Source organism: Streptomyces sp. NPDC031466 (assembly GCF_055581265.1).
Genome location: NZ_JBVIJT010000010.1, coordinates 318,871 through 345,791 on the forward strand (window position 1 = coordinate 318,871; position 26,921 = coordinate 345,791).

The window sequence follows — 26,921 nt, forward strand, 5'->3', positions numbered from 1 at the left end:
GTCCTACTCCCAGTGCAGCGTTCCCGCCACCGTGTCGAAGAGTTCGACCATCCGCGGCGCCAGGCCCTCCAGGGGCGTGGAGAAGGTGAGGGTCAGCCACTGCTCACTCGCGGGAATGGGCACGTGGTACGTCACCGTCGTCGTCGCCAGCGTGTTGCCCATCTGGTTCTCCGGGTCAGCGGCTTCGGTCTTCTCCATCCGCACGGCGTCACCCGCGGCGTCCAGCCTTCTCACTTGAGCCGGGTGCCCCGTGTCCACGAGTCTGCGGGCCAGGTCGTATGCCGTGATGCAGCCAGGCCAGCCGTCGGCGAGCAGACTCACGAGCAGTGACGACGCCAGCGGCAGGCCCTCGACGGTCAGCAGCGAGATGTACAGCTCGACGCCGCCCTCGCGATAGGCCGCCTTGGCCTGCTTCTGCAGGTCCCGCATCAGCCGTTCTTTGAGGACGGGCGCGTTGTCGATGCCCGCGAACTGCCGGGTGGCCAAGGCGGCGATACCGCGGTCCCGCTCATCGGGTCCGAGGTGCAGTTGGAACCAACCGTCGGGAACGAAGATCGTGTAGTCACTGGGAGGCGTCTCCCATGCGGTCCGGATGGGCATGTCAGCTCTCGGCGGAGGGTTCGATGGCGGTGCCCGTGGCGGGTTCGGCGGCGACCGTCAGGAGGCGCATGGTCGGCATGAGGCGGTCCACGAGGTCGGTCAATTCGTCCGTCCGCTCAAAATTCAGCCACCTTGCCTCCACGACGAAGATCTCCTCCTGCCCATCCGGCCAGACCGCGTACCGGAGGACCTCACTGAGTTTCTTGCCCCACCCGAAGCGGCGCTTCTCGGCCAGCACTGCCTGGATGCGGATCGCCGGGCCGAGCGGCAGCTCGACGTCGGAAACCTGTGCTTCGCCCTTGATCTCGGCGTACGACCACTTCATCAGGTGAGGCAGATACTTCTCTGGCGAGGGCCGCCGGACGTCGTCCTCTCCGTGTACGAAGACCGACAGCTCGGCGAGCAGGATGCCGCCCTCTGTGTACGCCACGGTCGTCAGGACCGGGCCCGACTCGAACGCGCTCAGGGCGAGCTGCTCCAGCTCCTCCTGCAGCGCGGACCTGCTGACATCGAGCTGGAGTGGATTGAACTGTTCCACCAGGTCCGAGGCCATCCGTCGGGCCTCTGTCCGGGTGCCTTCATGGAGTGTGAGGGGGAGCCATCCGTCGTCGAAATCGAAATCGACGATGTGGTCCTCTTCCAGGTCGGGTGAGTTCTCCGCCGGATCGGTCTCTTCTTCGTTCATCAGCTCACCTCATCAATGAGAAGGCCGCCAGCGGTTATTCCGCTGCCGGCAACGTTCAGCGCTGTCGCTCGGCTCGACAGTTTGTTGACCGCGTACCCGTCACCCATGTTCTTGCCCAGGTACTTCAGTTCCTTGAGATCGGATGCCACGGCGGCATCCGACAAGGACACGGATTTGAGACCGCCCTTGATCAGGCTCCCGTTTCCGCGGTCCCGCAGCACCTGTGCCGACTCACGGTAACCGCCCCTGAACGCGTCCTTCCAGGTCGATCCCTTGAAGAGCTCGGTGACCGGCTCGCGGACCGACTTCGAGATGTCGCCCTTCTGCAAGCCCTTGATGTGCCCGGCCTCACGGTTGAACTTGTGGCGGTTCCGCTTGTTCTGCCTGGGTGTTTGCTTACCGCCCTTGGCGGTCCGCAGGCGCCCCAGCAGCCCTTTGGCATACCGGCCGCTCACCTTGGACATCGCCTTGCCCGCCCCCATCATCAGCAGCCCCACGGCCGCCGTGGCCAGCGCTGTCCACGACTCGTCCCCCATGCCGACCTGGATCGCCGTGCAGGCGATGTTGACGAGTGTGGCGACCATGGAGATGGCGCCCAGCAGACCTGCGAGGCCTTGGCCGACCACGGGAATCCAGCCGACCGCGAGAGCCGCGATACCGGCCCACTTGGAGATTTTCTCGGTCCAGTCCGCCACGAACTTCACCACATCGGCGAAGTCGTCCCAGAAGCCGTCCTTGAGAGCGTCGTGAGAGATGACTTCGTCTATGGCCTCGCGTGCCTTGCGGGCCGCCTCGTCGCGAATGCTCTGCGCTTTCCGGAGCTTCTCCCGGGCCGCCTCCAAGGACTTCCCGGCAGCTTCCGCCCGGTCCTCCAATTTCTCCTTCTGGGTCTTGCCGTCCTCCTTGGCGCCATCGCCCTTCCCGGATTTCCCGGACAGGCCGTCAAGGCCTTTTTGCGCGGCGCTCTTGTCGGCCTCGGCCTCCTGCGCCTCGCGCCGAGCGATCTCCGCCATCCGCTGGGCGCGATGGAGTTCCGTGGCGTAGCTACCGGGCGGGGCGGCGGCGTTCGCCTCGTAGCCGGGACCGTGGTCCACGATCCGGTCGCCGACCGCGTCGGCCACCGTTTCGTAGCGCTTGTGTGCGGCTTCCAGGCGGCCACGGCACTTCTTGGCCTTCTCGCGAAAGCTCTTCCCGGCGTCACTGTCCCAGGACTCAACCTCGGACGCCGCCTTGAGGTGGCGGACCTGCCGTTCCAACTCGTCGGCGGTCTTGCGCAGCTTACGGCCCAGTTGTTCCAGACGATCGGGATCGCCCGGCACCGGGTCCTGGTGTGCCAGCGGCTGCCAGTCCGTGGGGCGCGCGGCGCCCATCAGGACTTCTTCCTCTTGTCGGCTTCGCGAAGAGCCTTGGCCAGTGCGCTGTCGATCTTCTCGTACGTCTTCGCGGCGCCCTTCGCGATCTCGGCCAGGCTCTTGATCTCCTCGCCCAGTTCCTCGCGGTGACTCTCCCAGTTCTCCACGAAGTCCCCGAACTGCCACGCGAGATCATGCTCGCCGAAGTCTTCCCCGTACTGGCCCTTCAGCTTCCCCAGGCCGTCGAAAGCGTCCTTGATCCGTCCGAGGCCGAGGCCCATCTCACGGATGACGTCCAGATCGTCGATCCTCGTGTACTCACCCATCGGGTGCCCCCTTCGTCCATCGCGCTGCCCACGCCATCGGGAGCAACGAAAACGGGGGGACGGTCGGCACTGCCCGTCCCCCCGTTTCCGAAGCGCTCACGCCGCGCCGCTACTTCCGCGCCGCCTTGCCCAGCTCGTCGTCGATCTGCTCGTACTTGTCGGCCGCGTTGGTCAGGTAGTCGCCCATGCCGTCCAGGCCCTCGAGGGTCTTCTTCGCGCCCTCGACGAACTCGTCGAAGTTCTCGTCGAACGCCTTCGAGGCGCTCTTGGTGACGAAGCCCGTCTCGACGAGGTGCTTGATGTACTTCTTCAGGCCGTCCAGCTTCTCGGTGAGCTTGTCCTTCTCCTTGACCACGTGCTTGGCCGCGTCACGCATGTCCTGATATGTGACATCAAGGTCCTTGGCCATGTGGCTCTCTCCTCATCAACTCGCCCCAGGGCCAGCCCCCGTGGCTCCCGTTGAGCGGATGGTGTGATCGTCCGCTCTTGCGCCAGCAGCTTACGGGTGGGGCGGAGGGGATCCCAGTCCGGTCGAGTCACAGGTCTGCCATGAGAACGCGTGCCGTTCCGCGGTTGCCCCGTACCCGGGCCGTTGCCCGTGGGAACGGTGGAGCGGATATCGTCGGGCCCGTTGTCCAGCTCCGGGGAGGACCGTCGTGCGCCTGACTCTGACCGTCGTCGATCCGTTCGGCGGGGACACCGCCGACGTGGTCCTCGACGCCGATCCCGAGTCCACCGTGCGGGACATCGCGGTGGAACTGGGCCGGCAGGTCGGCCGCGGCGGCGCCCAGATCATCCCGATCGGACAGGGCCCGCACTCCCCCGCCGGCAACGCCCCGATGATCTACGTGGACGGGTACGCCGTCGATCCCGGCGCCACCGTCGTGACCTCGCCGCTGCGCGAGGGCGCCGTCGTCAGCCTCCACGACCCCGCCGGCTGCCTGCCCGGCGAGCCCGGCGGACTCGTCGAGCTGCGCGTGGCCGGCGGCCCCTCGGCCGGCTCCGTGCACCGGCTCGGCATAGGGCGCTACGACATCGGCAGCGGCCCCGCCTCCTTTCTCCGGATCGACGACCCGGAGCTGCCCGCCCGCGCCCTGACGTTGTCAGTTGCAACCGACGGCACCTGCCAGGTCACCCTGCACGGCGGGGAGAAGGACAAGGAGGGCGTCACCCTCGACGGCGCCCCCTTCGGCGAGGAGAAGGAGGAGCCGGAACCCGACCCGGACGACGCCCTCGACCCCTCCTTGACCGAGCGGGAGAAGGACAAGCGGCACAAGCGGCGGGAGAAGGCGCGGCGCAAGCAGGCAAAGGCTCGCGCCCGGCAGGAGAAAGGGAGAGCGAAGGGGGGCGGGGGTGGTCGGGCGGACACCGTGCGGTGGCCCCTCGGCGCCCAGCTCGCCCTCGGCAACACCCTGCTGGAACTCACCCGGTACTCCCCTCCCGACGCCGCCCTCAAGTGGTCCGAGGACGGCGCGGGCCTCGACTACAACCGGCCTCCGCGGCTGCGCCCGCCCGAGCGGCAGACCACCTTCCGGCTGCCGAGCCCGCCCCGGGAGTTCGAGGCACGGCCGCTGCCCTGGCTGATGGCGCTGTTCCCGCTGGTCGGTGCCGTCATCGCCGCGATGATCTTCAATCGCTGGTACTACCTGATCATGGCGGGGCTCAGCCCGATCATGCTCTTCGGCAACTACTTCATGGACAAGAAGCACGGGCGCAAGTCCCATGCGAAGCAGGTCAGGGAGTACAAGGAGACCAAGGCCCGGATCGAGAAGGACGCGCAGGACGCCCTGGTCGCCGAGCGGATGGACCGGCGCCACGCCATCCCCGACCCGGCGGCCGTCCTCGCGCTCGGCACCGGCCCCCGCACCCGGCTGTGGGAACGGCGGCGGACCGACGCCGACCATCTGCTGATCCGCGTCGGCACCGGCCGGCTGCCCTCCGAAGTCGTCCTCGACGACCCCGAACAGGACGAGCACCGCCGCCAGGTGACCTGGCACATAGAGGACGCGCCCGTCGCGCTCCCCCTGAAGGGCCTCGGCGTCATCGGCATCGCCGGACCAGGCGACAGCGCGACCGCGCTCGGCCGCTGGGCCGTCGCGCAGGCCGCGACGCTGCACAGCCCGATGGACGTGCAGTTCTACGTCCTGACCGAGAACTCCGCCCGGGAGAGCTGGGACTGGGTGCGCTGGCTGCCGCACGCGCGGCCCACGGGCGGCCAGGACGTCAACGTACTCATCGGCACGGACGCCGAGACCGTCGGCGCCCGCATCGGTGAGCTGACCCAGATCCTCGACGCGCGGACCAAGGCCGTGGAGGACAACAAGAGCCAGGGCGCCGCCTTCTCCGACCCGGACATCGTGGTGGTCTGGGACGGCTCACGGCGCCTGCGCTCCCTCCCCGGTGTCGTGCGCCTGCTGCGCGAGGGCCCGGCCGTGCACATGTACGCGCTCTGCCTCGACACCGAGGAACGTTTTCTGCCCGGCGAGTGCCAGGCCTTCGTCGTCGCCGAGCCGAAGCCCCGCGAACTGGACGAGCCCCCGCGCCGGCCGGCCGGACCGCAGCCGGGCGGGCTGCCCCGACCGCCCGTCGCGGGCGGCTTCCCCTCGTTCCAGGCCTGGCACCGGACCGAGCCCGACCCCGTCGGCGGCGACGGGCCGCGGGAGCTGCGGCTGCGCGTGGAGATGACCGGCGCCGAGCGCCTGAAGGACGTACGCCCCGACTTCGTCCCCCCCTCCTGGTGTCTGCGCCTGGCGCGGGCCGTCTCGCCGCTGCGGGACATCAGCGGCGAGAGCGAGGACTCCGCGCTGCCGGCGTCGAGCCGGCTCCTGGACGTGCTCCAGTTGGAACCGCCGACGCCCGGTGCGATCATGGCCCGCTGGCAGGCGGGCGGGCAGTCGACGATGGCCGTCATCGGCGAGTCGTACGACGGTCCGTTCGGCATCGACATGCGCAAGGACGGGCCGCACGGCCTGATCGCCGGAACCACTGGTTCCGGCAAGTCGGAGCTGCTCCAGACGATCGTCGCCGCCCTGGCCGTGGCCAATACGCCCGAGAACATGACCTTCGTCCTGGTGGACTACAAGGGCGGCTCCGCGTTCAAGGACTGCGTGAAGCTGCCGCACACCGTCGGCATGGTCACCGACCTCGACGCGCACCTCGTGGAGCGCGCCCTGGAGTCGCTGGGCGCCGAGCTGAAGCGGCGCGAGCACATCCTCGCCGACGCCGACGCCAAGGACATCGAGGACTACCAGGACCTCGTGCGGCGCGACCCCTCGCACGCGCCCGTGCCCCGACTCCTCATCGTCATCGACGAGTTCGCCTCCATGGTGCGCGACCTGCCCGACTTCGTCACCGGGCTCGTGAACATCGCCCAGCGGGGCCGCTCGCTCGGCATCCACCTACTGCTCGCCACGCAGCGGCCCTCCGGTGTCGTCTCCCCGGAGATCCGCGCCAACACCAACCTGCGCATCGCGCTGCGCGTGACCGACGGCGGCGAGTCCAGCGACGTCATCGACTCCCCCGAGGCCGGGCACATCTCCAAGAACACCCCCGGGCGGGCCTACGTGCGTCTCGGGCACGCCTCGCTCGTGCCCTTCCAGTCCGGGCGCGTCGGTGGCCGCCGCCCCGGCGCCGCCGACCCGACGGTGCTCGCGCCCTGGGTCGACGCGCTGGACTGGTCGGCGCTCGGCCGTGCCTCGCTGGTGAAGCCGAAGGCCGAGGCGCGCGAGGAGGAGGAGATCACGGACCTGAAGGTCCTGGTCGACACGGTCATCGAGGCCAACCGGACCCTCGGCATCCCCGCCCAGCACAGCCCCTGGCTGCCCGCGCTCGCCGACAAGCTGCTCCTGGACGAGATCCCGGTGCCCGCGCCCCGCACGGCCCCCGGCGCCCTGGCGCCCGCCGCGTACGGCATCGAGGACCTGCCCGCCGACCAGGCGCGCCGCGCGGTCGTCGTGGACTTCGCGACCTTCGGCCACCTGATGATCGGCGGCGCCCCGCGCTCGGGCCGCTCGCAGGTGCTGCGGACGATCGCGGGCTCCCTGGCGCGCACGCACTCCAGCGCCGACGTCCATCTGTACGGCATCGACTGCGGCAACGGCGCGCTCAACGCCCTGACGCGGCTGCCGCACTGCGGTGCCGTCGTCGGCCGCAACCAGACCGAGCGGGTCGTGCGCCTCGTCGGTCGGCTCAAGGGCGAACTGTCCCGCCGTCAGGACCTGTTGGCCGACAAGGGCTACGCCGACATCGGCGAGCAGCGCGCCGACGCCGCCGTGGTCGAGCGCCTGCCGCACCTCGTCGTGCTCCTGGACCGCTGGGAGGGCTGGCTGCCCACCCTCGGCGAGATCGACCACGGGTCGCTCACGGACGAGATCACCACGATCATGCGGGAGGGCGCGAGCGTCGGCATCCACATGGTGATGACGGGCGACCGGCAGATCCTGGTGGGCCGCATCTCCTCGCTCACCGAGGACAAGTACGGCCTGCGTCTCGCGGACCGCTCCGACTTCTCGATGCTCGGCATCCCCGCGCGCAAGGTGCCCGAGGAGATCGCGCCGGGCCGTGCCTTCCGCAACGAGTCGGGTACGGAGACGCAGTTCGCGCTGCTCAGCGACGACGTCACCGGTCAGGGTCAGGCCGCCGCGCTCGCCGCGATCGGGGAGCGGGCCGCGGCGCGCGACGCCGACGTGCCGCGCCACCGCAGGCCGTTCCGGGTGGACACGCTGCCGAGCCGCATCTCCTTCGAGGAGGCGTGGGAGCTGCGCGACCCGCAGGCCTCGCGCTCCAAGCTGTGGGCGCTGGTGGGCATCGGCGGCGACGAGGTCATGGGCCACGGCCCCGACCTGGCGCAGGGCGTGCCCGCGTTCGTCATCGCGGGTCCCGCCAAGTCGGGCCGCTCCACGGTGCTGCTCAACATGGCGCGTTCGTTCCGCGCCCAGGGCGCCCGGCTGGTGATCGCCGCCCCGCGCCAGTCGCCGCTGCGTCAACTGGAGGGCCAGGAAGGCGTCCTGAAGGTGTTCACCGGGGACGACATAGACGAGGACGAGTTCGAGGAGCTGATCGACGCGGCGGACGCGTCCCCGGAGGAGCCCGTCGCGGTCCTGGTGGACGACGCCGAGATCCTGGAGGACGCGGACGCCGCGAGCCAGTTCAAGCGGATCATCCAGCGCGGCACCGACCTGGGGCTCGCGCTGGTCCTCGCCGGTGACGAGGAGGACGTGTGCAGCGGCTTCTCGGGCTGGCAGGTCGACGCGAAGAAGGGCCGCCGGGGCATCCTGCTCTCCCCGCAGGACAGTTCCAGCGGCGACCTCATCGGCCTGCGGATCTCCCGCAGCGTGGTCGGCGGCCCGGTGGCGCCGGGCAAGGGGATGCTGCACCTGGGCAACGGCGAACTGGCCACCCTGACCACGCCGTTGTAGGGGCGGGCGCCGAGCGGTACCGGCGCCCGCGTCACCGCACCGGGGACAGCCGGGCCTTCGGGTCGCCCGCCGCCGGATCGTCCGACGTGTACACGAGGTCCTTGCCGTCAGGGCGCAGATAGACGGTGTGGCTCGTCCGGGCGCACTGGCCGCCGTTGCTCTCGACGCCCTTGCCCGTCGCCACGAGCTTCTCGGGCGTGGCCCGTCTGAGGGTGAGTACGTCGGTGCAGGTGTTGCCGATCGGGTCGCGCTGCACGACCTTGCCGACCCGCTGCCCCCGCTCCGCCCGGCGCAGGGTGACCTCGAAGGTGCCGAGGGGGATGGCGCCGCCGCTCGCGGCCGCCTTGCCGCGCCACGTGCCGACATAGGCCGCGGGGACCTGGCCCGCGCCGTCCGTTGCCGTGGGGTGGGGCGCGCCGGTCGCCGCCGGGGGCTGGTCGCTGCCCTCCCCCGCGCTCGTCGAGTCGTCGTCCTTCGGCAGCAGCCCGAAGACGAACGCCGAGCCCACCGTGACGGCGGCCATCGCCCCGGCCACGGCGAGGGCCACCGTGCAGCTCACCCTGCGGCCGCTGCCGCCCGGGCCCTCGGGGACGGAGGTGGCGGCCACCGACACGGACAGCTTGCCGGGCGCTCGGGTGCCGGTGCCGGGCGGGGCGACGGCGCCCGCGTCCGCGTACGAGGGGTCGGGCGGCCCGAACGTGCCGTCGACCGAAGGGGCGTCGAACGCCACCGGCCCTGAGGGGGCGTCCACCGGCGCCGCCCCCGCGCCCGCCCCCGTGTCCAGGTCCAGCAGCCGCACCGCGCTGCGGCTCACCCGCTCCACCACGGGCCCCGGCAGCCATCCGGCCGCCACCAGCCGTGCCGTGCCCTCGGGGGCGAGGCGGCGGGCCAGCTCCGCCGGGGCGGGCCGCGCCGCCGGGTCCTTGGCGAGGCAGGCCGCCGCGAGGTCGCGCAGACCGCCGCTCAGCGCGCCCAGTTCCGGCTCCTCGTGGACGACCTTGTAGAGCAGCGCGGCCGACGAGTCGCCGGGGAAGAGCGACTCCCCCGTGGCCGCGTAGACCAGCACGGCCCCCAGCGAGAAGACGTCCGCCGCGCCCGTGACGCCCCGGCCGAGGATCTGCTCGGGCGCCATGTAGCCGGGCGAGCCGATGGAGGCGCCGGTGGAGGTGAGCGAGGCGGTGCCGTCCGTGGCGCGGGCGATGCCGAAGTCGATCAGGCGCGGTCCGTCGAGGGTGAGCAGCACGTTCGACGGCTTCACGTCGCGGTGCACGAGCCCGAGGGCGTGGACGTGGGCCAGCGCCTCGGCGAGGCCGGCGCCGAGGACGCGTACGCAGTGCGCGGGCAGCGGCGCGCCCTCCCTGACCGCCTCGGTGAGCGAGGGCCCCGCCGCGTACCCGGTGGCGACCCAGGGCACGGCCGCGTCGGGGTCCGCGTCCAGAACGGGCGCGGTCCATTCGCCGCCGACCCGCCGTGCGGCCGCGACCTCGCGGCGGAACCGGGCGCGGAACTCCTCGTCCAGCGCGAGGTGCGGGTGCACGATCTTGACGGCGACCGTGCGGCCGCCCTCGCTGCGGCCGAGGTAGACCCTCCCCATGCCGCCCGAGCCGAGCCGGCCGAGCAGCCGGTAGGGCCCGATCACGGCGGGTTCGTCGGCGTCGAGCGGTTGCATGAGCGTGGCCTCCCCCGGGCGCGCCCCGGACAGACCGCGCGCCTCAGCACTGCGGATCAGCGTAGTCCCGAAGCGGCGGGGCAGCGGCTCCTGGCGCATTCCCCTCCGGGCCGGCGCGCATTGCCCGGTGGGACGGGGCGCATTGCCCGGCGGGACGGGCGCTATTGCCGCCCGACCGGTGCTCCATTGCCTCCCGAACGGTCCCGCTTGCCCTCCCCCGGGCGGCAATGACCGGATTGGGCCTTTACGTCCGTACGCAATGCGGGCGCCCGGCGCCATTCGGAACCGGGCCGTCGATGGAGATATCCCAGGGGCGGCCGGAAAGGGGGTACGAGTGCGGCGGACAGCCTGCCCGATAACGTATGGCCGATTCCTTTCGGTGTTCCTACGGCTTCAGCAGCTCCACCCGTACGTCCGCCGGGAATCCCGTCGTCGGGCCGACCCGGCGGGCGAACTCGGTGACGCCCTCCAGCTGGGCCTCGCCGAAGCGGAAGTCGAGCGTCGTGAAGTACCGCTCCAGGACCTCGGCGTCGAAGGCCTCCCAGCGGGCGGCCTGCTCGGCGACCTTCGTGACCTCGTCCAGGGAGAGGTCGCGGGAGGCGAGGAAGGCCTGGTGCACCGCGCGCACGACCTCCGGCTCGCGCTCGGCGTACTCGCGCCGCGCGGCCCAGACGGCGAAGACGAACGGCAGGCCCGTCCACTCCTTCCACATCGCGCCGAGGTCGTACACGTCGAGGCCGAGCCGCGGCCCGTCGATCAGGTTGGCGCGCAGCGCCGCGTCGCCGATGAGGACGGCGGCGTCCGCCTCCCGCATCATCAGGCCGAGGTCGGGCGGGCACGTGTAGTACTCGGGCCGTACGCCGTACCGCTCGGCGAGCAGCAGTTGGGCGAGCCGCACGGAGGTGCGCGAGGTCGAACCGAGGGCCACGCGCGCCCCGTCGAGCCGGTCGAGCGGCACCTGCGAGACGATCACGCAGGACATGACGGGACCGTCGCAGCCGACCGCGAGGTCGGGGAAGGCGACGAGGTCGTCGGCGTTCTTCAGGAACTCGACGAGGGTGACCGGCGCGATGTCCAGCTCGCCGCGCACCAGCTGTTCACTGAGCCGCTCGGGGGTGTCCTTCGTCAGCTCGAAGTCGAGGAGCGTCCCGGTCCGCGCGAGCCCCCAGTACAGGGGTACGCAGTTCAGGAACTGGATGTGGCCGACGCGCGGCCGAGGGGTGCGACGGGAGTCGGGCAGCTGTTCGGCGCCTGCCCCCGCGAAGGCGTCCAGGGGAGAATTGTCCACATCGGGGAGGCTAGCCCCCCATGCGGTACGGTGCGGGCGCCGGGTCCCCCGGGGGCCCTGCCGACCACTCGACGGTCCCCCTGACAGCCCCTTCGTCAACCCTGTCGGGGGCCCCTTCAAACCTCCGGGTGACGTGATCTTGCCCCCTATTGCATTCCCCTGCCTGCGTGCTAAGCTCGCCGCAAGTTGCAGTTTGGTTTCCCTTGCAGTACAGAGCCTGCGGAGCATGTAACTCCGTAGGCTCTCGTCGTTTTCAGACTTACGCAGTTGTTTTAACAATCGCTGGTTCTGGAGCAGGGCAACCCTTTGGCCCAAGGAGGGCTTATGGCTACCGGAACCGTGAAGTGGTTCAACGCTGAAAAGGGCTTTGGCTTCATTGCCCAGGAAGGCGGCGGCCCGGACGTCTTCGTCCACTACTCCGCGATCAACGCGAACGGCTTCCGCTCCCTTGAGGAGAACCAGGCCGTTTCCTTCGACGTGACGCAGGGCCCGAAGGGTCCGCAGGCGGAGAACGTCACCCCGATGTGATCAACACGCCCCGCGCGAGTGGGGCGTGTGATTCCTCCGGTGACTTGATCCGGACATGGATGCAGTACCCAAGGAGCCCTGCTCCTTCGCGCGAGCGGAGGAAGCGGGGCTCCTGCCTTTCCCCGCGACCGGGGCGTCGCGCTTGCCCGGGGTCGTCGCGGCCGCCTAGGTGTGCTGCATGATCAGGACGAACGTGGTGCCCGGGGCCAGCGCCCGGTAGAGGTGCGGGACATCGCCGCGGTACGACATGTAGTCCCCGGCGGACAGCTCCGCCGTCGCGTCGCGCGGGCCCGCGAGGAGGCGCCCCGTGCTGACGACGAGGTGCTCCACGGAGCCCGGGATGTGCGGCTCGGACTCACGCGCCGCGCCGGGCTCCATCGCCCCGTGGTAGATGTCGCGCCGCACACCGTTCGGGCCCGGGGAGAGCAGGGTGCCCACGTACGGCGCGTTCTCGGCCCGCATGGAGGGCCCCTCCCCCGCACGGATCACCGTCACCGCCGGTACGGGCGACTCCACGAGCACGCTGAACGGCACCCCGAGCGCCACGGCCAGCGCCCAGATCGTCTCGATGCCGGGGTTGCCGGTGGCCGCCTCCAGCTGGGACAGCGTGGACTTCGCGATGCCGGCGCGCTTGGCCAGTTCGGAGAGGGAGATGCCGGCCCTCGCGCGCTCGCGGCGCAGCGCCGCCGCCACCCACTCGCGGGGCATGCGGGGCGGGGCCTCACCCCGCTCGCCGGCCCCGTCCGCCTCACCGGTCCGCTCAGTCATTGCTCGCCTCTCCACCTTCCCGGGCCGACCCACCGCCGCGCGATCGTTCGCCGTGGCGGACCAATCGTTCGCCTTGACGAACGTACGTCTCTCCGTTCATCCTACGACGCATGCGTTCGCCACACCGAACAGACGACCCTGCCGGGCGAACGGAGGACGGCCCGTCGGCCGCCTCCGGCCTCGTACGGCTCTCCGACCTCCCGCCCGGCGTGCTGCGCGACTGCGCGCTCGTCTGGCTCGCCGACGCCGTCGTCGGCGTCTCCTTCGGGGCGATCGCCGTCGCGGGCGGCCTCCCGCTGTGGGTGCCGGTGGTCATGTCGGTGCTCGTCTACGCGGGCTCCGCCCAGTTCAGCGCCGTCGGCATCCTCACCGCGGGCGGCGGACCCGTGGCCGCGGCGGCGACCGGGCTGCTCCTCAACACCCGCAACGCGGCGTTCAGCCTCGCCATCGCCGAGGACCTCGGCCGCTCCTGGCCGGCGCGGCTGATCGGCGCCCACCTCATCACCGACGAGTCGGCCGCCTTCGTCCTCGCCCAGCGGGGGGCCCGGCAGCGCAGGGCCGCGTTCTGGATATTCGGCGTCGGCCTGTTCGTGGCGTGGAACCTCAGTGTGCTCGCGGGCGGCATCGCGGGGGCGGCGCTCGGCGACACCGAGCGGTTCGGCCTCGACGCGGCGTTCCCCGCCGTCCTGCTCGCACTGGTGCTGCCCGCGCTGCGCGCCGACGGTCCGGTGCGGCGGGCCGCGGCGGCCGGCGCGGTCGTCGCCGTCGTCGCGGCGCCGCTGCTGCCCGCCGGGGTGCCGGTGCTGCTCGCCCTGCTCGGCCTGCTCGCCGCGCGCCGCGGACCCCGCCGCCGCCCACGCGTCACTACCACCGCCCCCGGGAGCGACTCGTGAACGCCACGCTCGCCTGTGTCCTCACCCTCGCCGCCGGGACGTACGTCCTGCGCCTGGCCGGGCCCGTCCTGCACGGGCGCGTCGAAATGCCGGCCCGGGTGCAGGAGTTGCTGGCCATGGGCGCCACGGTCCTGCTCGTCGCGCTGCTCGCCACCGGGGCGCTCATGGACGGCGGGGACTTCGCGGGCTGGGCCAGGCCCGCCGGCGTACTGACCGCCGGGCTCCTCGCCTGGCGCAGGGCGCCGTTCGCCCTCGTCGTGGTGGGCGCGGCGGCGGCGACGGCGCTGCTACGCCTCGCCGGGGTCTCCTGACCCGTACAGCTCCTCCAGCACGTCCGCGTACCGCTCCGTGACCGCCTGTCTGCGCACCTTCAGGCTCGGGGTCAGCAGGCCGCTCTCCACCGTGAAGTCCTCGTCCAGCACGGCGAAGTCCCGGATGCGGGCGGGGCGCGAGACCGTGGCGTTGGCGGCGTCGACGGCTTCCTGGACCAGGGCGCGGACGCGCGGGTCGCGGGAGAGGGGCGTGGCCGGCTCCACGCCCTCGCGGGCGGCCCAGCCGGTGACCTCCTGGGCGTCCAGGGTGATCAGGGCGACCGGGTGGGGGCGGCGGTCGCCGACCATGACGGCCCGGGAGACGAACGGCGAGGTCTGGAGCGCCAGTTCGCTGAGGGAGGGGGTGAGGTTCTTGCCCCCGGAGGTGATGATGAGGTCCTTCTTGCGGCCGGTGATCGTGAGGTAGCCGTCCTCGTCCAGTGCCCCCAAGTCCCCTGTGCGCAGCCACCCCTCGTCGTCCAGGGTCTCGCGCGTCGCCCGCGGGTCGTTGTGGTAGCCGGCGAAGACCATGGCGCCCCGGGCCAGGATCTCCCCGTCCGGCGCGATGCGCAGTTCGACGCCGTCGACCGGGCGGCCGACCGTGCCGTACCGCACGGCGCCGGGGTGGTTGAGGGTGAGGACCCCGGCCGACTCCGTCATCCCGTACCCCTCGTGGACCGCGATGCCGCAGGCCCGCAGGAAGTCGACGGTGTCCGGGGCGATGGGCGCGCCGCCGGTGAGCGCCCACCGGAGGCGGCCGCCGAGGGCCTGCCTGACCAGGCCGTACAGCTCCTTGTCGGCCGCCTCGTACGCGCCTTGGAGCTCGGGCGGCAGCGTGCCGTCGGCGGCCATGACCCCGATGCGGACGGCCTCCTCGAACCGCTCCCGGCCGCCTTCCCGCGCCTGCGCGAGGGACAGCACCAGGGACCGCACCTTCTCGAAGAGCCGGGGCACGGACGGCAGGTGGGTGGGGCGCGCCTCCTGGAGTTCGGCGACGACGTCCTCGACGCGGCCGCCGAAGAACGTGAGGGTGCCGCCCTGAACCAGCGTCGTGAACTCGATGAGCTGGGCGAGGAGATGGGCGAGCGGCAGATAGAGGTACGTCGAGTCCCCGGGCCCCGCGTCGACGAGCGGCACGGTGGCCCGCTGCACGGCCAGCAGATTGCCGTGCGTCAGCAGGCACCCCTTGGGGAGTCCGGTGGTGCCGGACGTGTAGATGACGGTGGCCAGATCCTCCGGGGTGCGGCCCACGGCCCGGGAGAGGAGCGCGTCGAGGGACGCGAGCGGGAGGTCGTGGAGACGGGCGGGGCGTACCGGCATGGGGCACACGGGCACAGGCCCGGCGCCGTCCTGGGGCTCGGTGGCCCTGGCGGCTCCGGCCTCCTCCCCGGGCGCGGGGGTGGGCGCCGGTCGCGGGTCCTCCGTCAGGAGGATGACGTCCCGGACCCCCGGCAGCCGCCCCTCCGCCCGCAGGCGGTCGATCTTCGCCGCCTGGGCGGGGTTCTCGCAGAGCACCGTCCTCGTGCCCGAGTCGCGCACGACCCACGCGGTCTCCTCGTCGCCCGCCGTCGGGTAGACGGGGACGACGACCGCGCCCGTCGCGAGCGCGCCGAAGTGGGCGTAGGTCCATTCGGGGCGCGTCTCGGCCAGGATCGCCACGCGGTCGTCGGGGCGGACGCCGAGGGCGAGCAGGGCGCGGCCCGTCCGGCGGACGCGCTCCCGCAGCTCCGCGTAGGAGAGGTCGGTCCACGCCCCGCCGCGCCGGAAGCGCAGGGCGGGCCCCTCGCCGTGCCGGTCGGCCGCCCACTCGGTCAACAGGGCCAGCGTCGCCGGGAGTTCCGCCGCCGCCACAGGTTCCTTCCGCGTCTGCCGCATGCGTACGACGCTAGGCGGCCCGCGCGGCGGACGGGATGACGCGAAACGTCAACGGCGCTGGCCCACGCGCTCAACGCGGCGCTACCGTCATGGCATGGCGAGGCGGACGATCACCGTGCACCATGTGCGGGCCGTGCTGCGCGGCGCCGAACGGCACGGCGTCGACACCGTGCCGCTGCTGCGCGTCGCGCAGATCCCGCCGCTGCTCCTCGGCGACGACCGGGCCCGCGTCACGGCCCCGCAGTTCGCGCGGCTCTTCCACGAGCTGTACCGCGTCACGCAGGACGAGTTCCTCGGCCTCGGCTCCGCCGTCAGCAGGCCCGGCACCTTCGCCATGATGTGCCGGGCCTCGCTGGGGTGCCGCGATCTCGGCGCCGCCGTGGAGCGGGGCGTCACCTTCTACGGGCTGTTCCCCGGCGGCCCCGACCTCGTCCTGGAACACCGGGGCGCGGAGGCGGTGTTCGGCGTCCGCAGCGACCTCGACCAGGACTACTTCCTCGCCGAGTGCCTGCTCATCATCTGGCACCGCCTGTGCAGCTGGCTGATCGGCCGCCGCATCCCGCTGCGCCGCGCCGAGTTCGGGCACCCGCCGCCCCCGCACCGGGACGAGTACGGGGTGCTCTTCGGCTGCCCCGTGCGGTTCGGCGCCGAGCGCACCGGCGCCCGCTTCGACCCGCACTGGTTGGACGCGCCGCTGGTCAGGGACGAGGACGCGCTGGAGGAGATGCTGCGCCGCGCGCCCTTCGAGCTGCTCAGCCGCCGCGAGTACGGCACGACGGTCGCCGAGCAGGTGCGGCGCGCCCTCGCGCGGTCCCTGCGCTCCGCACCGCGCCTCCCCTCGCTCGGCGAGGTCGCGGCCCGGCTGGCGGTGAGCCCGGCGACGCTGCGCCGCCGCCTGGCCGAGGAGGCCACCTCGTACCAGCGGTTGAAGGACGCCGTGCGGCGGGACGCGGCGATCGCGGGCCTCGCGGAGGGCCACGAGCCGATCGCCGACCTCGCGGCACGCCTCGGCTTCTCCGAGGACACGGCCTTCCACCGGGCGTTCCGCCGCTGGACGGGCACGACGCCGGGCGCCTACCGCACGGGCACGGCGTCGATCGCGCCCCGCACGGGCACGGCACGGCCCACCGCGTCCGCCGCCGCTCCCGCACCGCGCGGTCAACGAAGCTGAGCGTCCCGGTCAGCCCCCGGCCTCCCCACCGGTCACTACCGTCGACGGCGAAGTCCCCAGCCCCTGTGCACCGTTGGGAGAGCCGCATGCACATACGCACCGGATGGCGGGCGTGGGCCGTGGTGGCCGCGCTCGGACTGTCGGCCGTCACCCCTCTCGGGGCGGCGCACGCAGCGGAAGACGCGTCCCCCGGCGACATCGTCAGCGCCGAACCGAGCGCCTTCCACCCCCTGCCGGGCCAGCCGACCGGCACCAGGGCCTGGAAGGTCCACTACCGCTCGACCACGGCCCAGGGGGCGCCCACCACCGTGTCCGGCACCGTCATCGTGCCGCAGGACGGCAGGACGGGCCCGCGCCCTCTGATCACGTACGCCGTGGGGACGGTCGGTGTCGCCGACCGCTGCGCGCCCAGCGCGAACTTCCCCAAGGGCACCGGCCTGGAGGCCAACCTCATCCAGCAGCTGACCCTGCGCGGCTGGGCGGTGGCCGTCACCGACTACGAGGGCCTCGGCACCCCGGGCGACCACACCTACACCGTCGGCCGCTCCGCCGGCCAGGCCATGCTCGACGCGGCCCGCGCCGCGATCCGGCTGCCCGAGGCGGGCCTCGGCGAGGACACCCCGATCGGCATCATGGGCTACTCGCAGGGTGGCCAGGCCTCCTCGTGGGCGGCCGAACTGCACGGTTCGTACGCCCCCGAACTCGACGTCAGGGGCACGGCGACCGGCGGTGTCCCGGGCGACCTGATGAAGGTGGCGGACTTCAACGACGGCTCGTACGGCGCGGGCCTGATCTTCATGGCGGCGATCGGCCAGGACGCGGCCTTCCCCGAACTGCGGCTCGACAGCTATCTGAACCCGCTGGGCAGGACGCTCGTCGGCGCGCTGCGGAACTCCTGCGTGGCGGACGGCGCCGTGCTCGGCTCGTTCAAGACGATCGACTCGATGACGACGCGCGATCCGCTCGACCAGCCCGACTGGCAGCAGCGCCTGCGTGCCTCGCGGGTCGGCACGGTGAAGCCGGACGCCCCGGTCTACCTGTACCACGCGCTCGCCGACGAGCTGATCCCGTACGGCGTGGGCAAGCAGGTCCGCGCCGACTGGTGCGCACGGGGCGCGGACGTGGAGTGGCACACCATCCCGCTCGGTGAACACGTCAGCGGTGTCATCACGCAGTCGCCGCTCGCGACACAGTGGCTGGCGGACCGCTTCCAGGGGAAGCCGACGCGCGGCAACTGCTAGGCGTACGCGGCGTGTTGCGGCGGACCTCGCTTCCTGGGGGCCGCCGCTTACGCACGCGGGAGAACGCACCTTGCACGCGCGGGAAAAGGAGTGGGCGGCTCCGCCCCGCCCCTCGTAGGCTCTTGAGGTTCGTCCGACAGGACCTGGAGAAACGGGGGAATCTCATCGTGCCGACAGCCGACGGCCCCGGCGGCCACACCCGACAGGGCCTCCCGGCGGAGGGGGCCGCCCGATGACCGCGTCGCCGACGCCCCCGCCCGAGGACCCCTCGCACGCCGACCCCGCGCCCGGCCCCGACTTCGTGACGCCGGTCGACAACCTCTTCGTACGCAAACACCTGGGCATCCCGGAGATCGACGCCGGCGCCTGGACGCTGACCGTCGAGGGCCTGGTCGAGCGGCCCCTGCGGCTGGGCCTGCCCGCGCTCCTGGCCCTGCCCGCCCGGCAGCTCACGGCCGTCCACGAGTGCTTCGGCAGTCCGCTGCGCCCCGACGTGCCGACACGCGCGGTGGCGAACATCGAGTGGACGGGCTTCCCCCTCGCCGTGCTCCTGGACCGCGCGGCCCCGCTGCCCGCCGCCCGGCACGTGGTCCTCGAGGGCGCGGACACGGGCTCCTTCCACGGCGTGGACGGCCTGTCGTACCTCAAGGACCTCCCGCTGGAGACCGCGCGTCGCCAGGTGTTCCTCGCCCACCGCATGAACGGCGAACCCCTGCGCGCCCGGCACGGCTTCCCCTTGCGCGCCGTGGTGCCCCGCATGTTCGGCACCAACTCCGTGAAGTGGCTGACGCGGATCGTCCTGACGGACGAGCGCCCGGAGCACATGTTCACGACGACGTTCTACACACGGAAGCTGCCGGGCGCCGACACCGCGCAGCCGGTGCGCGAGGTGGACGTCAACAGCAAGCTGCTGGCCCCGGCACCCGACGCGCGCCTGCCGCGTGGCACGGTCGGCTTCCGGGGCCGGGCCTGGAGCACCACGGAGGTCGTCCGCGTCGACGTCTCCGTGGACGGCGGCCCCTGGGAGCCCGCCGCCCTCGACGCCCTGGGCGCCGACCCGACGTGGCAGGGCTTCTCCCTGCGCCGCACCCTCGCACCGGGCCCGCACACGGTCCGCTCCCGGGCCACGGACGCCGCGGGCCGCGTGCAGCCACCGCCGGGGGCGCGGAACTCCGTGCACGAGGTGACCTTCACGGTCGAGGGCCGGGCGGTGCCCTCCTTCCGGCAGGGTGGCCGTTCGTGACGGAACTCGCCGTCCCCCGCCCGGCGCCGAGGCCACCTGGGGTCAGTCCCTCGGCAGCAGCCACGCGGCGAGGGCGGTGGTGGCGCACAGGGTGAGCCCGGCCACCAGGAGCCCCACGCGCATGCCCGGCAGGGAGAAGGTGTCACCGGCGCCCGCCAGGAGGGCGCCGAAGAGGGCGACGGACAGGGCGCCGCCGGTCTGGCGCAGGGAGTTGAGCAACCCTGAGGCGGTGCCCGCCCGCTCGCCGGGGACGCTGTCGATCAGCTGGGCGGTGAGCGCGGGGACGGCGACCGCGCCCCCGATGCCGGTCGGGACCAGCAGCACCAGCGCGAGCCACAGCGGGGTGTCGGCGCCCAGCGGCAGCAGCACGAACATGGCGAGGGCGAGGACGGCCTGGCCGAGGACGACGACCCGGCGGCGGCCGACGCGTTCCGCGAGGCGCGGCGAGAGAAGGTTCGTGCCGGTGATGATCGCGGCGAGCGGCACGAACATCAGGCCCGCCTCGACGCCCGACATGCCCCGCAGCTGCTGGTAGTAGAGGCCGAGGAGGAACGTCACCCCGTAGAACCCGGCGTTCACCGCGAACCCGACCGCGAGGGCCACGGCGACCGGCCGCTGCCGCAGCAGCCCGAGCGGGACCATGGGCGCGCGGTGGCGCTTCTCGGCGGCGTGGAAGAGGGCGCCGGAGCCGACGGCCACGGTGGCCGCGGCCAGGACGGGCGTGCTCGTCCACCCCAGGTGGCCGCCCTCGATGACGGCGAACGCGAGCCCGCCGAGCGCCAGTACGGCGCTCACCTGGCCGACGAGGTCGAGCGGGGCGGGACGGCGCGGGGAGCGGGCGGTCCGGGCGAGGAGGGCGAGGATCACCGCGCCCACGGGCAGGTTGAGCAGGAAGACGGCACGCCATCCGGCGCCCTCCGTGAGGATGCCGCCGAGCACGGGCCCGACCGCGACGGCCACCGAGCCCCCGACCGTCCACAGCGCGATGGCGCGGGCGCGGCGGCGCGGATCGTCGTACGCCTGGCGGATCAGCGCGAGCGAGGCGGGCATCACGATGGCGGCGGCCCCGCCCTGCGCGACGCGGGCGGCGATCAGCGCGCCGATGCCGGGCGCGAGGGCGCACGCCAGCGACGCGGCGGTGAAGAGCCCCACGCCCCAGGCGTACGCCCGCCGGGCCCCCGCCCGGTCGGCGAGCGCCCCGGCGGAGAGCATCAGCGCGGCGAACATCAGCGTGTACGCGTCGACGATCCACTGGAGGCCCGCCATGCCGCCGTGGAGGTCGGCGCGGATGTCGGGCAGCGCGATGTTCACGGCGGTGACATCGATGGTGATGACGGTGAAACCGAGCAGCGCGGCGACGAGCGGGACGGGGCTCCCGGCCCGGGGGGCCGGCGAGGGCGGGGCGGTGCCCGGGCGGACGCGTGCGGAGGCGAGGGTGACGGCCATGACGGGCGGCTCCTGGAGCGGGCGATTTTTGCGGGGGCGTTCCAAGGGGGGAACGGGGCGGTCGCCGGGGCGGCCGTGGGACCCCGACGATGCCCGCGACCGGCGGGTCCGGCCAGACCGCCCTGTTCCTGGCCCTGACAGGGCCCCCCACGCGGGCGCCCGACCGGGAAGAATGGCGGGATGACCACGACCGGCACAGCAGACGCCGCCCCGCGCGGAGCGGGCGTACCCCCGGCGGGGACGGAACTCGGCAGATACCTCCGCGCCCGCCGGGCCCGTGTCACCCCCGCCGACGCGGGCCTCCCCGCCGGCACCGGCCTGCGCCGCACCCCGGGCCTGCGGCGCGAGGAACTCGCGGCCCTCGCCGGGGTGAGCGTCGACTACTACACGCGCCTGGAGCGGGGGCGCGAGACGAACCCCTCCCCCGCCGTCATCGACGCCCTGGCCCGCGTCCTGCACCTGACGGGCGACGCCCACGAGCGCCTGCACGAACTCGCGGAGCTGGCCTCGGGCCGGCTCACGGAACCGCACCCCACGGCCGACGAGACGGTCCGCGAGTCGACCCGGCGCATGCTGGAGGCCCTGACGCCGCTGCCCGCCTACGTCGTGAGCAGGCACAGCCACATGCTGGCCGCCAACGCCCCCGGCAAAGCGCTGCTCCCCGGCCTGTGGGACTGGCCCGCCGAGCGGCGCAACGTCACCCGCTACCTGTTCCTGCACCCCGTGGGACGCGAGCTGTACCAGCCGTGGGAGGAGACGGTCACCACGTCGGTGGCGCATCTGCGCGCCGTCGGCGGCACCGACACGGACTCGCCCCGCCTGACGAACCTCGTCGGTGAACTGCTGCTCAAATCACCGGACTTCGCCCGCATCTGGGAGCGCTACGACGTCCGGGAGCGCGGCGGCGGCACCAAGTCCTTCGCGCATCCGAAGGTCGGTGCGATGACCCTCACGTACGAGGTGATGAAACTGGCGCGGACGGGCGGCCAGCGCATGGTGGTCTACCAGGCCGCCCCGGGCACACCGGACGAGACGGCGATGCTGCGGCTGGCGCCCGACCGGGAGTGACGACCGGGACGTCCCGCCCGGGAACGACACCCCGCACGCCCCGACGTCACTGCGCCGAGTCCGCCTCCGCCGCGCAGGACGTGCCGCTCTTCGGTGTCTCGCCGTACAGCAGGAAGCCGTCCACCTTGTCCCGCACGCAAGTAGAGGCCAGGTAACCGGTGTGCCCGTCCCCCTTGTTGTCCAGGACGACGGCCTGCGGGCCGAGGCGGCGCGCGGTCTCCTCCGTCCAGCGGTAGGGCGTCGCGGGATCGCCGCGCGTGCCGACGAGCAGCAGCTTCGGCGTCTTCACGTCCCGGACGTCGTCGCGGATGTACCGGGTCCCGGGGGGACGCCCGAAGCAGAGCAGCACCGGCATCAGCATCGACCTGCCGAAGACGGGGGACGCCTCCTCGAACTCCTTCTTGAGCCTGCCCACTTCCTTCGCCACGCGCGCGGCGTCCGGCCGGTCGGGATCGTCGGCGCAGGTCACGCCCATGAGGGCGGCGGACATGTTGTCCATGGGCACCTCGTCGCCCACGAGCTGGGTACTGCCCACACCGCCCGCGAGCCCGCCGCTCATCCGGATCAGCGCGCGCGGGTCGCCGTCCGCGAGCAGCGCGCCCAGCGCCTGCGACAGCGCGGGCCACGCCTGCCTGCTGTACAGGGCCTGACCGAGGACGCCGACGACGTCCTGCCCCGTGAACTCCTCGCCCTCCATGGACCGCAGCGGCATGGCGTCCATGTCCCGGACGAGCTGGACCATGGACTGCCGGGCGGCGCGCGCGTCGGTGCCGAAGACACATCCGGCGTTGCCGGTGCACCAGGTGAGGAAGTTGTCGAGGGCGGTCTGGCGTCCCTCGGCGAGCACCAGGGACTGTTCGGCGACGGGCTCGGTCAGCGTGTCGACGCCGTCGAGCACCATCCGGCCGACCTTCTTCGGGAACTGGGCGGCGTAGACGGCGCCGATCCGCGTGCCGTAGGAGAAGCCGAGGTAGTTGAGCTTCTTGTCGCCGAGGGCGGCCCGCATGACGTCCAGGTCGCGTGAGACGTTCATGGTCCCCATGTACGGCAGGACGGGACCGGAGTGGGCCTCGCACTCCTTGGCGGCCTTGCGCAGTTCGGCGAGCACGGCGGCGGGATCGTCCTTCTCCCCCACTTCGGGCTCGGTGTCGCCGTCGGCGTCGCCGCAGCTGACGGGGTCGCTCAGGCCGACGCCGCGCGGGTCGAAGGAGACGACGTCGTACCCCTTGCTGAGGAAGCCGAACTCCTTCTGCGACCCGGCGAGCGCGGAGACGCCGGGGCCGCCGGGACCGCCGAAGTTCAGCAGCAGGGAGCCGCGCGGCTCGCGCGCGCTCGACCTCATGCGGATCATCGCGAGGTCCACCGTGCCGGCCGCCGGTCTGGCGTAGTCGAGCGGGACGCTCACCTTGCCGCACCGGACGTCCTCCATGTGCCCGGAGGCCTCCGCCATGGCCTTGGTGCCGCCCTTGCAGGCGGCCCATTCGATCTTCTGCGTGTAGTACCGCGAGAGATCGGGCCGGTTCCCGTCGTCGGCCGCCGCCGCGGCGACGCCCGGCACGCCCGCTCCCACCACGGCCAGTACGGTCAGACCGGCGACTGCGCAAGCTCCACGCACGGCAACCTCCCAGGGGTCTCCCCCCGCCCCACCCTAAGCGCCCCCGTCCCCCCGCGCCCCCTCACTCTCCGTGCACGCCCGCGGCCCCCCGGCAGGCGAGAGCCCCGCCCCGGAGCGACTCCGGGACGGGGCAGGACACTCGTGCGGGGCACTCGCGAGGGTTACGCGGCCGCGGGCACCGCCCGCGGCGCGTCCTCGAAGTCGTCCGCGTCGTCGAGCGGCGACGCCGAGGCGCTCTCGTACGCCTCCCGGTCGAGGATCCTCTCGCGGGCGGCGACGATCACGGGGACCAGCGCCTGGCCGGCCACGTTCGTGGCGGTGCGCATCATGTCGAGGACCGGGTCGATGGCGAGGAGCAGGCCCACGCCCTCCATCGGCAGGCCGAGCGTCGACAGGGTCAGCGTCAGCATCACCGTGGCGCCGGTCAGGCCCGCCGTCGCGGCCGAGCCGACGACCGACACGAACGCGATGAGCAAGTACTCCTTGATGCCCAGGTTCACGTCGAAGATCTGCGCGACGAAGATCGCGGCGATCGACGGGTAGATCGCGGCGCACCCGTCCATCTTCGTGGTGGCGCCGAAGGGCACCGCGAAGGAGGTGTACTCCTTCGGGACGCCGAGCCGCTCGGTGACCTTCTGGGTGATCGGCATGGTGCCGACCGAGGAGCGCGAGACGAAGGCCAGCTGGATCGCGGGCCAGGCGCCCTTGAAGAACTGGAGCGGGTTGACCTTGGCGACGAACGCGAGGAGCAGCGGGTAGACGCCGAACATCACCAGGGCGCAGCCGACGTAGATGTCCGCGGTGAACGTCGCGTACTTGCTGATGAGGTTCCAGCCGTAGTCCGCGATGGCGAAGCCGATGAGGCCGATGGTGCCGATCGGGGAGAGCTTGATGACCCACCACAGGGCCTTCTGGAGCAGCGCGAGGACGGACTCGGACAGCTCCAGGATCGGCTGGGCCTTGTCACCGATCTTCAGTACGGCGACACCGGCGACGGCGGCCATGAAGACGATCTGCAGGACGTTCAGCTCGGTGAAGGGCGTGATGACGTCCGTCGGGATGATGCCGGTCAGGAAGTCGATCCAGGAGCCCGCGTGGTCGGGGGCCTTGCCGTCCTTGGGGGTGAGGCCGGTGCCGGAGCCGGGGTTGGTCAGCAGGCCGATGGCGAGGCCGATGGCCACCGCGATCAGCGATGTGATCATGAACCACAGCAGGGTGCGGGTGGCCAGGCGCGCGGCGTTGTTGACCTTCCGCAGGTTGGTGATCGACACCAGGATCGCGAAGAAGACGAGCGGGGCGACCGCCAGCTTCAGCAGCCCGATGAAGGTGTCGCCGACCTTGGAGAGGGTGGTGACGAGCCAGGAGATGTCCTGGCTGCGGGCGAGCCAGCCGAGCAGGACGCCGAGCACCAGACCGCCGAGGATCTGCGCCCAGAAGGGAATCTTGAGGAAGTTGGGTATCCGGAAGCCGGACTGGGGCTTTCGGGTGTCGCCCGCCTGGTCGGCGGGCGTCGCGGAGTTCGCGGACACGGACACACTCCGGTGAGGTAAGTCAAGGGGTGGGGGACGTACGGGAGCGGCGACCGCGAAGGGTCAGCGGGGCCGCTGCGTCGGGGGACACGCTCAGGCGTGACAGGCCGCGGACATGCAGCGGCAGAGATCGACATGCAGGCGCGCCACGAGCGGGACGCTCATGGCGTTGCGGTGCGCTGCTGCTGTCTTCATGACAAACACGTTAACACTCGTACTTTGAGAACATCAAAGGCCTTGTTTGAGGCGCGGGGCCGGGCCGGGACCCCGGAACGCACGGAACCCCGGTCCGGAGCGGGATGCTCCGGACCGGGGTCCGGGGAGAGTGTGACGGAGGTTACGAGCGCTGGGCGCGGGCCAGGTCGTCCACGCCGTCCTCCTGCGTGCGGTTGGCGTCCAGCGAGGCCTTGGCGCGGTCCACGCGGGCGACGACGTCCGCCGAGGCGCGGTCGCGCTCCTTGCGCAGCACGACGAAGCTGATGGGCGCCGAGACGACGAGCGCGAGCAGCGCGACCCACAGCATGTTGGAGTCGCCGAGGCCGCGCGGCAGCATCCCGGAGTAGACGAGGCCCCAGACGACCAGGAAGCAGCCCGCGAAGATCCCGAGGCGCATCAGCGTGTAGCGGAGCATGTCAATCCACTCTTCCGTTCCGAAAGGGCTCTTGGCTGGACGAGCCTCTCCAGTGAAGCATGGCGGAGCCCGCCCCCGGCAAGGGGGTCAGACCCGCATCGCCTGCGGGGTCTCGCGCAGCAGCGGGTCCGGGCCCTCGTACTCGCGGATCGCCTCGTAGCGCGTGTTGCGCTCGACCGGGCGGAAGCCGGCCTCGCGGATCAGGTCGAGCAGGTCCTCGCGGGTCAGCTTGTTCGGCGTGCCGAAGTTGTCGGCGTCGTGCGTGATCTTGTACTCGACGACCGAGCCGTCCATGTCGTCGGCGCCGTGCTGGAGGGCGAGCTGCGTGGTCTGCAGACCGTGCATGACCCAGAAGACCTTGACGTGCGGGACGTTGTCGAAGAGCAGGCGCGAGACCGCGAACGTCTTCAGGGCCTCGGCGCCGGACGCCATGGTCGTGCGCGCCTGGAGGCGGTTCCTGACCTTGCCGTCCTTCATGTCCACGAAGTCGTGCTGGTAGCGCAGCGGGATGAAGACCTGGAAGCCGTTCGTCTCGTCCTGCAGCTCACGCAGCCGAAGGACGTGGTCCACGCGGTGGCGCGGCTCCTCGATGTGGCCGTACAGCATCGTGCACGGGGTCTTGAGACCCTTCTCGTGCGCGAGGCGGTGGATGCGCGACCAGTCCTCCCAGTGGGTGCGGTGGTCCACGATGTGCTGGCGCACCTCCCAGTCGAAGATCTCCGCGCCGCCGCCGGTCAGCGACTCCAGGCCCGCCTCGATCAGCTCGTCCAGGATGTCGGAGGCCGACATGCCGGAGATCGTCTCGAAGTGGTGGATCTCGGTGGCGGTGAAGGCCTTCAGGGAGACGTTCGGGAGCGCCTTCTTCAGCTCGCTCAACGAGCGCGGGTAGTAGCGCCACGGCAGGTTGGGGTGCAGGCCGTTGACGATGTGCAGCTCGGTGAGGTTCTCGCCCTCCATCGCCTTGGCGAGGCGGACGGCCTCCTCGATGCGCATCGTGTACGCGTCTTTCTCGCCCGGCTTGCGTTGGAAGGAGCAGTAGGCGCAGGACGCGGTGCACACGTTCGTCATGTTGAGGTGGCGGTTGACGTTGAAGTGCACGACGTCGCCGTTCTTGCGCGTGCGCACCTCGTGGGCGAGGCCGCCGAGCCAGGCCAGGTCGTCCGACTCGTAGAGCGCGATGCCGTCCTCGCGGGACAGCCGCTCGCCGTCCCGGACCTTCTGCTCCAGCTCGCGCTTGAGACCTGCGTCCATGCCCTCGCCCTTAC

General features: G+C 72.2%; 22 protein-coding genes. 8 read left to right on the plus strand and 14 right to left on the minus strand.

Going from position 1 to position 26,921, the window contains the following annotated elements:
* Nucleotides 1-3: 3 nt before the first annotated feature.
* The 5 genes from ACZ5GP_RS26085 to ACZ5GP_RS26105 all read right to left on the minus strand — a co-directional run bounded on the left by ACZ5GP_RS26085 (nucleotide 4) and on the right by ACZ5GP_RS26105 (nucleotide 3,372).
* Nucleotides 4-600, minus strand: coding sequence for a hypothetical protein (locus tag ACZ5GP_RS26085; RefSeq protein ID WP_468753099.1), 597 nt, complete (start codon nucleotides 598-600; stop codon nucleotides 4-6).
* A gap of 1 nt (nucleotide 601) precedes the next feature.
* Nucleotides 602-1,285: a hypothetical protein gene (locus tag ACZ5GP_RS26090; RefSeq protein WP_468753100.1), complete on the minus strand. Its 684-nt coding sequence runs from the start codon at nucleotides 1,283-1,285 to the stop codon at nucleotides 602-604.
* Entirely contained in the window at nucleotides 1,285-2,655 is a 1,371-nt protein-coding gene (locus ACZ5GP_RS26095) for a hypothetical protein (RefSeq protein ID WP_468753101.1), read from the minus strand. Before ACZ5GP_RS26095 ends, ACZ5GP_RS26090 begins: the two co-directional genes overlap by 1 nt.
* Nucleotides 2,655-2,963, minus strand: coding sequence for a hypothetical protein (locus ACZ5GP_RS26100; protein WP_468753102.1), 309 nt, complete (start codon nucleotides 2,961-2,963; stop codon nucleotides 2,655-2,657). The genes ACZ5GP_RS26095 and ACZ5GP_RS26100 overlap by 1 nt, the downstream gene beginning before the upstream one ends.
* Before the next feature lie 109 nt (nucleotides 2,964-3,072).
* Nucleotides 3,073-3,372, minus strand: a complete 300-nt coding sequence (locus ACZ5GP_RS26105) for a WXG100 family type VII secretion target (RefSeq protein WP_358577163.1) — start codon at nucleotides 3,370-3,372, stop codon at nucleotides 3,073-3,075.
* Nucleotides 3,373-3,619: 247 nt separating this feature from the next.
* Here ACZ5GP_RS26105 and ACZ5GP_RS26110 point away from each other — a divergent pair, with 247 nt between their 5' ends.
* A complete protein-coding gene (locus ACZ5GP_RS26110; protein ID WP_468753103.1) occupies nucleotides 3,620-8,380 on the plus strand; it encodes an FtsK/SpoIIIE domain-containing protein in 4,761 nt (1,586 codons plus the stop codon).
* A 31-nt stretch (nucleotides 8,381-8,411) separates the two neighbouring features.
* On the opposite strand, the gene ACZ5GP_RS26115 is transcribed toward ACZ5GP_RS26110, so the two are convergent.
* The gene (locus tag ACZ5GP_RS26115; protein WP_468753104.1) at nucleotides 8,412-10,049 is read right to left on the minus strand and encodes a serine/threonine-protein kinase; all 1,638 of its coding nucleotides are present in this window, start codon (nucleotides 10,047-10,049) and stop codon (nucleotides 8,412-8,414) included.
* Between the two features lie 385 nt (nucleotides 10,050-10,434).
* The gene (locus ACZ5GP_RS26120; protein WP_358581118.1) at nucleotides 10,435-11,289 is read right to left on the minus strand and encodes a menaquinone biosynthetic enzyme MqnA/MqnD family protein; all 855 of its coding nucleotides are present in this window, start codon (nucleotides 11,287-11,289) and stop codon (nucleotides 10,435-10,437) included.
* A 372-nt stretch (nucleotides 11,290-11,661) separates the two neighbouring features.
* Between ACZ5GP_RS26120 and ACZ5GP_RS26125 the strand changes: the two genes are divergently transcribed.
* On the plus strand, nucleotides 11,662-11,865 hold the full coding sequence (locus ACZ5GP_RS26125) for a cold-shock protein (RefSeq protein ID WP_006138897.1): 204 nt from the start codon (nucleotides 11,662-11,664) through the stop codon (nucleotides 11,863-11,865).
* A 165-nt stretch (nucleotides 11,866-12,030) separates the two neighbouring features.
* On the opposite strand, the gene ACZ5GP_RS26130 is transcribed toward ACZ5GP_RS26125, so the two are convergent.
* The gene (locus ACZ5GP_RS26130) at nucleotides 12,031-12,633 is read right to left on the minus strand and encodes a helix-turn-helix domain-containing protein (RefSeq protein WP_468753105.1); all 603 of its coding nucleotides are present in this window, start codon (nucleotides 12,631-12,633) and stop codon (nucleotides 12,031-12,033) included.
* A 110-nt stretch (nucleotides 12,634-12,743) separates the two neighbouring features.
* Between ACZ5GP_RS26130 and ACZ5GP_RS26135 the strand changes: the two genes are divergently transcribed.
* Together ACZ5GP_RS26135 and ACZ5GP_RS26140 are read left to right on the plus strand one after the other, a co-directional pair.
* Entirely contained in the window at nucleotides 12,744-13,526 is a 783-nt protein-coding gene (locus tag ACZ5GP_RS26135) for an AzlC family ABC transporter permease (protein ID WP_468753106.1), read from the plus strand.
* The gene (locus tag ACZ5GP_RS26140; RefSeq protein ID WP_468753107.1) at nucleotides 13,523-13,837 is read left to right on the plus strand and encodes an AzlD domain-containing protein; all 315 of its coding nucleotides are present in this window, start codon (nucleotides 13,523-13,525) and stop codon (nucleotides 13,835-13,837) included. The genes ACZ5GP_RS26135 and ACZ5GP_RS26140 overlap by 4 nt, the downstream gene beginning before the upstream one ends.
* Here ACZ5GP_RS26140 and ACZ5GP_RS26145 read toward each other — a convergent pair.
* On the minus strand, nucleotides 13,814-15,712 hold the full coding sequence (locus ACZ5GP_RS26145) for an AMP-dependent synthetase/ligase (protein ID WP_468753108.1): 1,899 nt from the start codon (nucleotides 15,710-15,712) through the stop codon (nucleotides 13,814-13,816). The two genes, ACZ5GP_RS26140 and ACZ5GP_RS26145, sit on opposite strands and share 24 nt — an antisense overlap.
* 94 nt (nucleotides 15,713-15,806) lie before the next feature.
* On the opposite strand from ACZ5GP_RS26145, the gene ACZ5GP_RS26150 reads away from it, so the two are divergent.
* The 3 genes from ACZ5GP_RS26150 (at nucleotide 15,807) to ACZ5GP_RS26160 (ending at nucleotide 19,367) form a co-directional block, all read left to right on the plus strand.
* Nucleotides 15,807-16,883, plus strand: a complete 1,077-nt coding sequence (locus tag ACZ5GP_RS26150) for an AraC family transcriptional regulator (RefSeq protein ID WP_468753109.1) — start codon at nucleotides 15,807-15,809, stop codon at nucleotides 16,881-16,883.
* Between the two features lie 86 nt (nucleotides 16,884-16,969).
* Nucleotides 16,970-18,124: a lipase family protein gene (locus tag ACZ5GP_RS26155; RefSeq protein ID WP_468753110.1), complete on the plus strand. Its 1,155-nt coding sequence runs from the start codon at nucleotides 16,970-16,972 to the stop codon at nucleotides 18,122-18,124.
* Between the two features lie 232 nt (nucleotides 18,125-18,356).
* Nucleotides 18,357-19,367, plus strand: a complete 1,011-nt coding sequence (locus tag ACZ5GP_RS26160) for a molybdopterin-dependent oxidoreductase (RefSeq protein ID WP_468753111.1) — start codon at nucleotides 18,357-18,359, stop codon at nucleotides 19,365-19,367.
* A 42-nt stretch (nucleotides 19,368-19,409) separates the two neighbouring features.
* Here the strand turns inward: ACZ5GP_RS26160 and ACZ5GP_RS26165 are convergent, their stop codons facing one another.
* Nucleotides 19,410-20,813 carry an MFS transporter gene (locus ACZ5GP_RS26165; RefSeq protein WP_468753112.1) on the minus strand — a complete coding sequence of 468 codons (1,404 nt, stop codon included), beginning with the start codon at nucleotides 20,811-20,813 and terminating at the stop codon, nucleotides 19,410-19,412.
* Between the two features lie 180 nt (nucleotides 20,814-20,993).
* Here ACZ5GP_RS26165 and ACZ5GP_RS26170 point away from each other — a divergent pair, with 180 nt between their 5' ends.
* A complete protein-coding gene (locus tag ACZ5GP_RS26170; protein ID WP_468753113.1) occupies nucleotides 20,994-21,881 on the plus strand; it encodes a helix-turn-helix transcriptional regulator in 888 nt (295 codons plus the stop codon).
* Nucleotides 21,882-21,927: 46 nt separating this feature from the next.
* Here the strand turns inward: ACZ5GP_RS26170 and ACZ5GP_RS26175 are convergent, their stop codons facing one another.
* The 4 genes from ACZ5GP_RS26175 to mqnE form a co-directional block, all read right to left on the minus strand.
* Nucleotides 21,928-23,496, minus strand: coding sequence for an alpha/beta hydrolase (locus tag ACZ5GP_RS26175; protein ID WP_468753114.1), 1,569 nt, complete (start codon nucleotides 23,494-23,496; stop codon nucleotides 21,928-21,930).
* A 161-nt stretch (nucleotides 23,497-23,657) separates the two neighbouring features.
* On the minus strand, nucleotides 23,658-25,025 hold the full coding sequence (locus ACZ5GP_RS26180; protein ID WP_468753115.1) for a dicarboxylate/amino acid:cation symporter: 1,368 nt from the start codon (nucleotides 25,023-25,025) through the stop codon (nucleotides 23,658-23,660).
* A 337-nt stretch (nucleotides 25,026-25,362) separates the two neighbouring features.
* Complete coding sequence (locus tag ACZ5GP_RS26185; RefSeq protein ID WP_358581083.1) at nucleotides 25,363-25,656, minus strand: DUF4229 domain-containing protein; 294 nt, start codon at nucleotides 25,654-25,656, stop codon at nucleotides 25,363-25,365.
* An 87-nt stretch (nucleotides 25,657-25,743) separates the two neighbouring features.
* Nucleotides 25,744-26,907 carry an aminofutalosine synthase MqnE gene (gene mqnE, locus ACZ5GP_RS26190; RefSeq protein WP_468604263.1) on the minus strand — a complete coding sequence of 388 codons (1,164 nt, stop codon included), beginning with the start codon at nucleotides 26,905-26,907 and terminating at the stop codon, nucleotides 25,744-25,746.
* Nucleotides 26,908-26,921 lie beyond the last annotated feature (14 nt).

Excerpts from the sequence above, each read along its gene's own strand:
- ACZ5GP_RS26155 (WP_468753110.1), top strand. The coding sequence starts at position 16,970 with ATGCACATACGCACCGGATGGCGGGCGTGGGCCGTGGTGGCCGCGCTC.
- ACZ5GP_RS26150 (WP_468753109.1), top strand. The coding sequence starts at position 15,807 with ATGGCGAGGCGGACGATCACCGTGCACCATGTGCGGGCCGTGCTGCGC.
- ACZ5GP_RS26095 (WP_468753101.1), bottom strand. The coding sequence starts at position 2,655 with ATGGGCGCCGCGCGCCCCACGGACTGGCAGCCGCTGGCACACCAGGAC.
- ACZ5GP_RS26115 (WP_468753104.1), bottom strand. The coding sequence starts at position 10,049 with ATGCAACCGCTCGACGCCGACGAACCCGCCGTGATCGGGCCCTACCGG.
- mqnE (WP_468604263.1), bottom strand. The coding sequence starts at position 26,907 with ATGGACGCAGGTCTCAAGCGCGAGCTGGAGCAGAAGGTCCGGGACGGC.
- ACZ5GP_RS26100 (WP_468753102.1), bottom strand. The coding sequence starts at position 2,963 with ATGGGTGAGTACACGAGGATCGACGATCTGGACGTCATCCGTGAGATG.
- ACZ5GP_RS26165 (WP_468753112.1), bottom strand. The coding sequence starts at position 20,813 with ATGGCCGTCACCCTCGCCTCCGCACGCGTCCGCCCGGGCACCGCCCCG.
- ACZ5GP_RS26170 (WP_468753113.1), top strand. The coding sequence starts at position 20,994 with ATGACCACGACCGGCACAGCAGACGCCGCCCCGCGCGGAGCGGGCGTA.
- ACZ5GP_RS26085 (WP_468753099.1), bottom strand. The coding sequence starts at position 600 with ATGCCCATCCGGACCGCATGGGAGACGCCTCCCAGTGACTACACGATC.
- ACZ5GP_RS26125 (WP_006138897.1), top strand. The coding sequence starts at position 11,662 with ATGGCTACCGGAACCGTGAAGTGGTTCAACGCTGAAAAGGGCTTTGGC.
- ACZ5GP_RS26135 (WP_468753106.1), top strand. The coding sequence starts at position 12,744 with ATGCGTTCGCCACACCGAACAGACGACCCTGCCGGGCGAACGGAGGAC.
- ACZ5GP_RS26185 (WP_358581083.1), bottom strand. The coding sequence starts at position 25,656 with ATGCTCCGCTACACGCTGATGCGCCTCGGGATCTTCGCGGGCTGCTTC.
- ACZ5GP_RS26145 (WP_468753108.1), bottom strand. The coding sequence starts at position 15,712 with ATGCGGCAGACGCGGAAGGAACCTGTGGCGGCGGCGGAACTCCCGGCG.
- ACZ5GP_RS26160 (WP_468753111.1), top strand. The coding sequence starts at position 18,357 with ATGACCGCGTCGCCGACGCCCCCGCCCGAGGACCCCTCGCACGCCGAC.
- ACZ5GP_RS26090 (WP_468753100.1), bottom strand. The coding sequence starts at position 1,285 with ATGAACGAAGAAGAGACCGATCCGGCGGAGAACTCACCCGACCTGGAA.
- ACZ5GP_RS26105 (WP_358577163.1), bottom strand. The coding sequence starts at position 3,372 with ATGGCCAAGGACCTTGATGTCACATATCAGGACATGCGTGACGCGGCC.
- ACZ5GP_RS26130 (WP_468753105.1), bottom strand. The coding sequence starts at position 12,633 with ATGACTGAGCGGACCGGTGAGGCGGACGGGGCCGGCGAGCGGGGTGAG.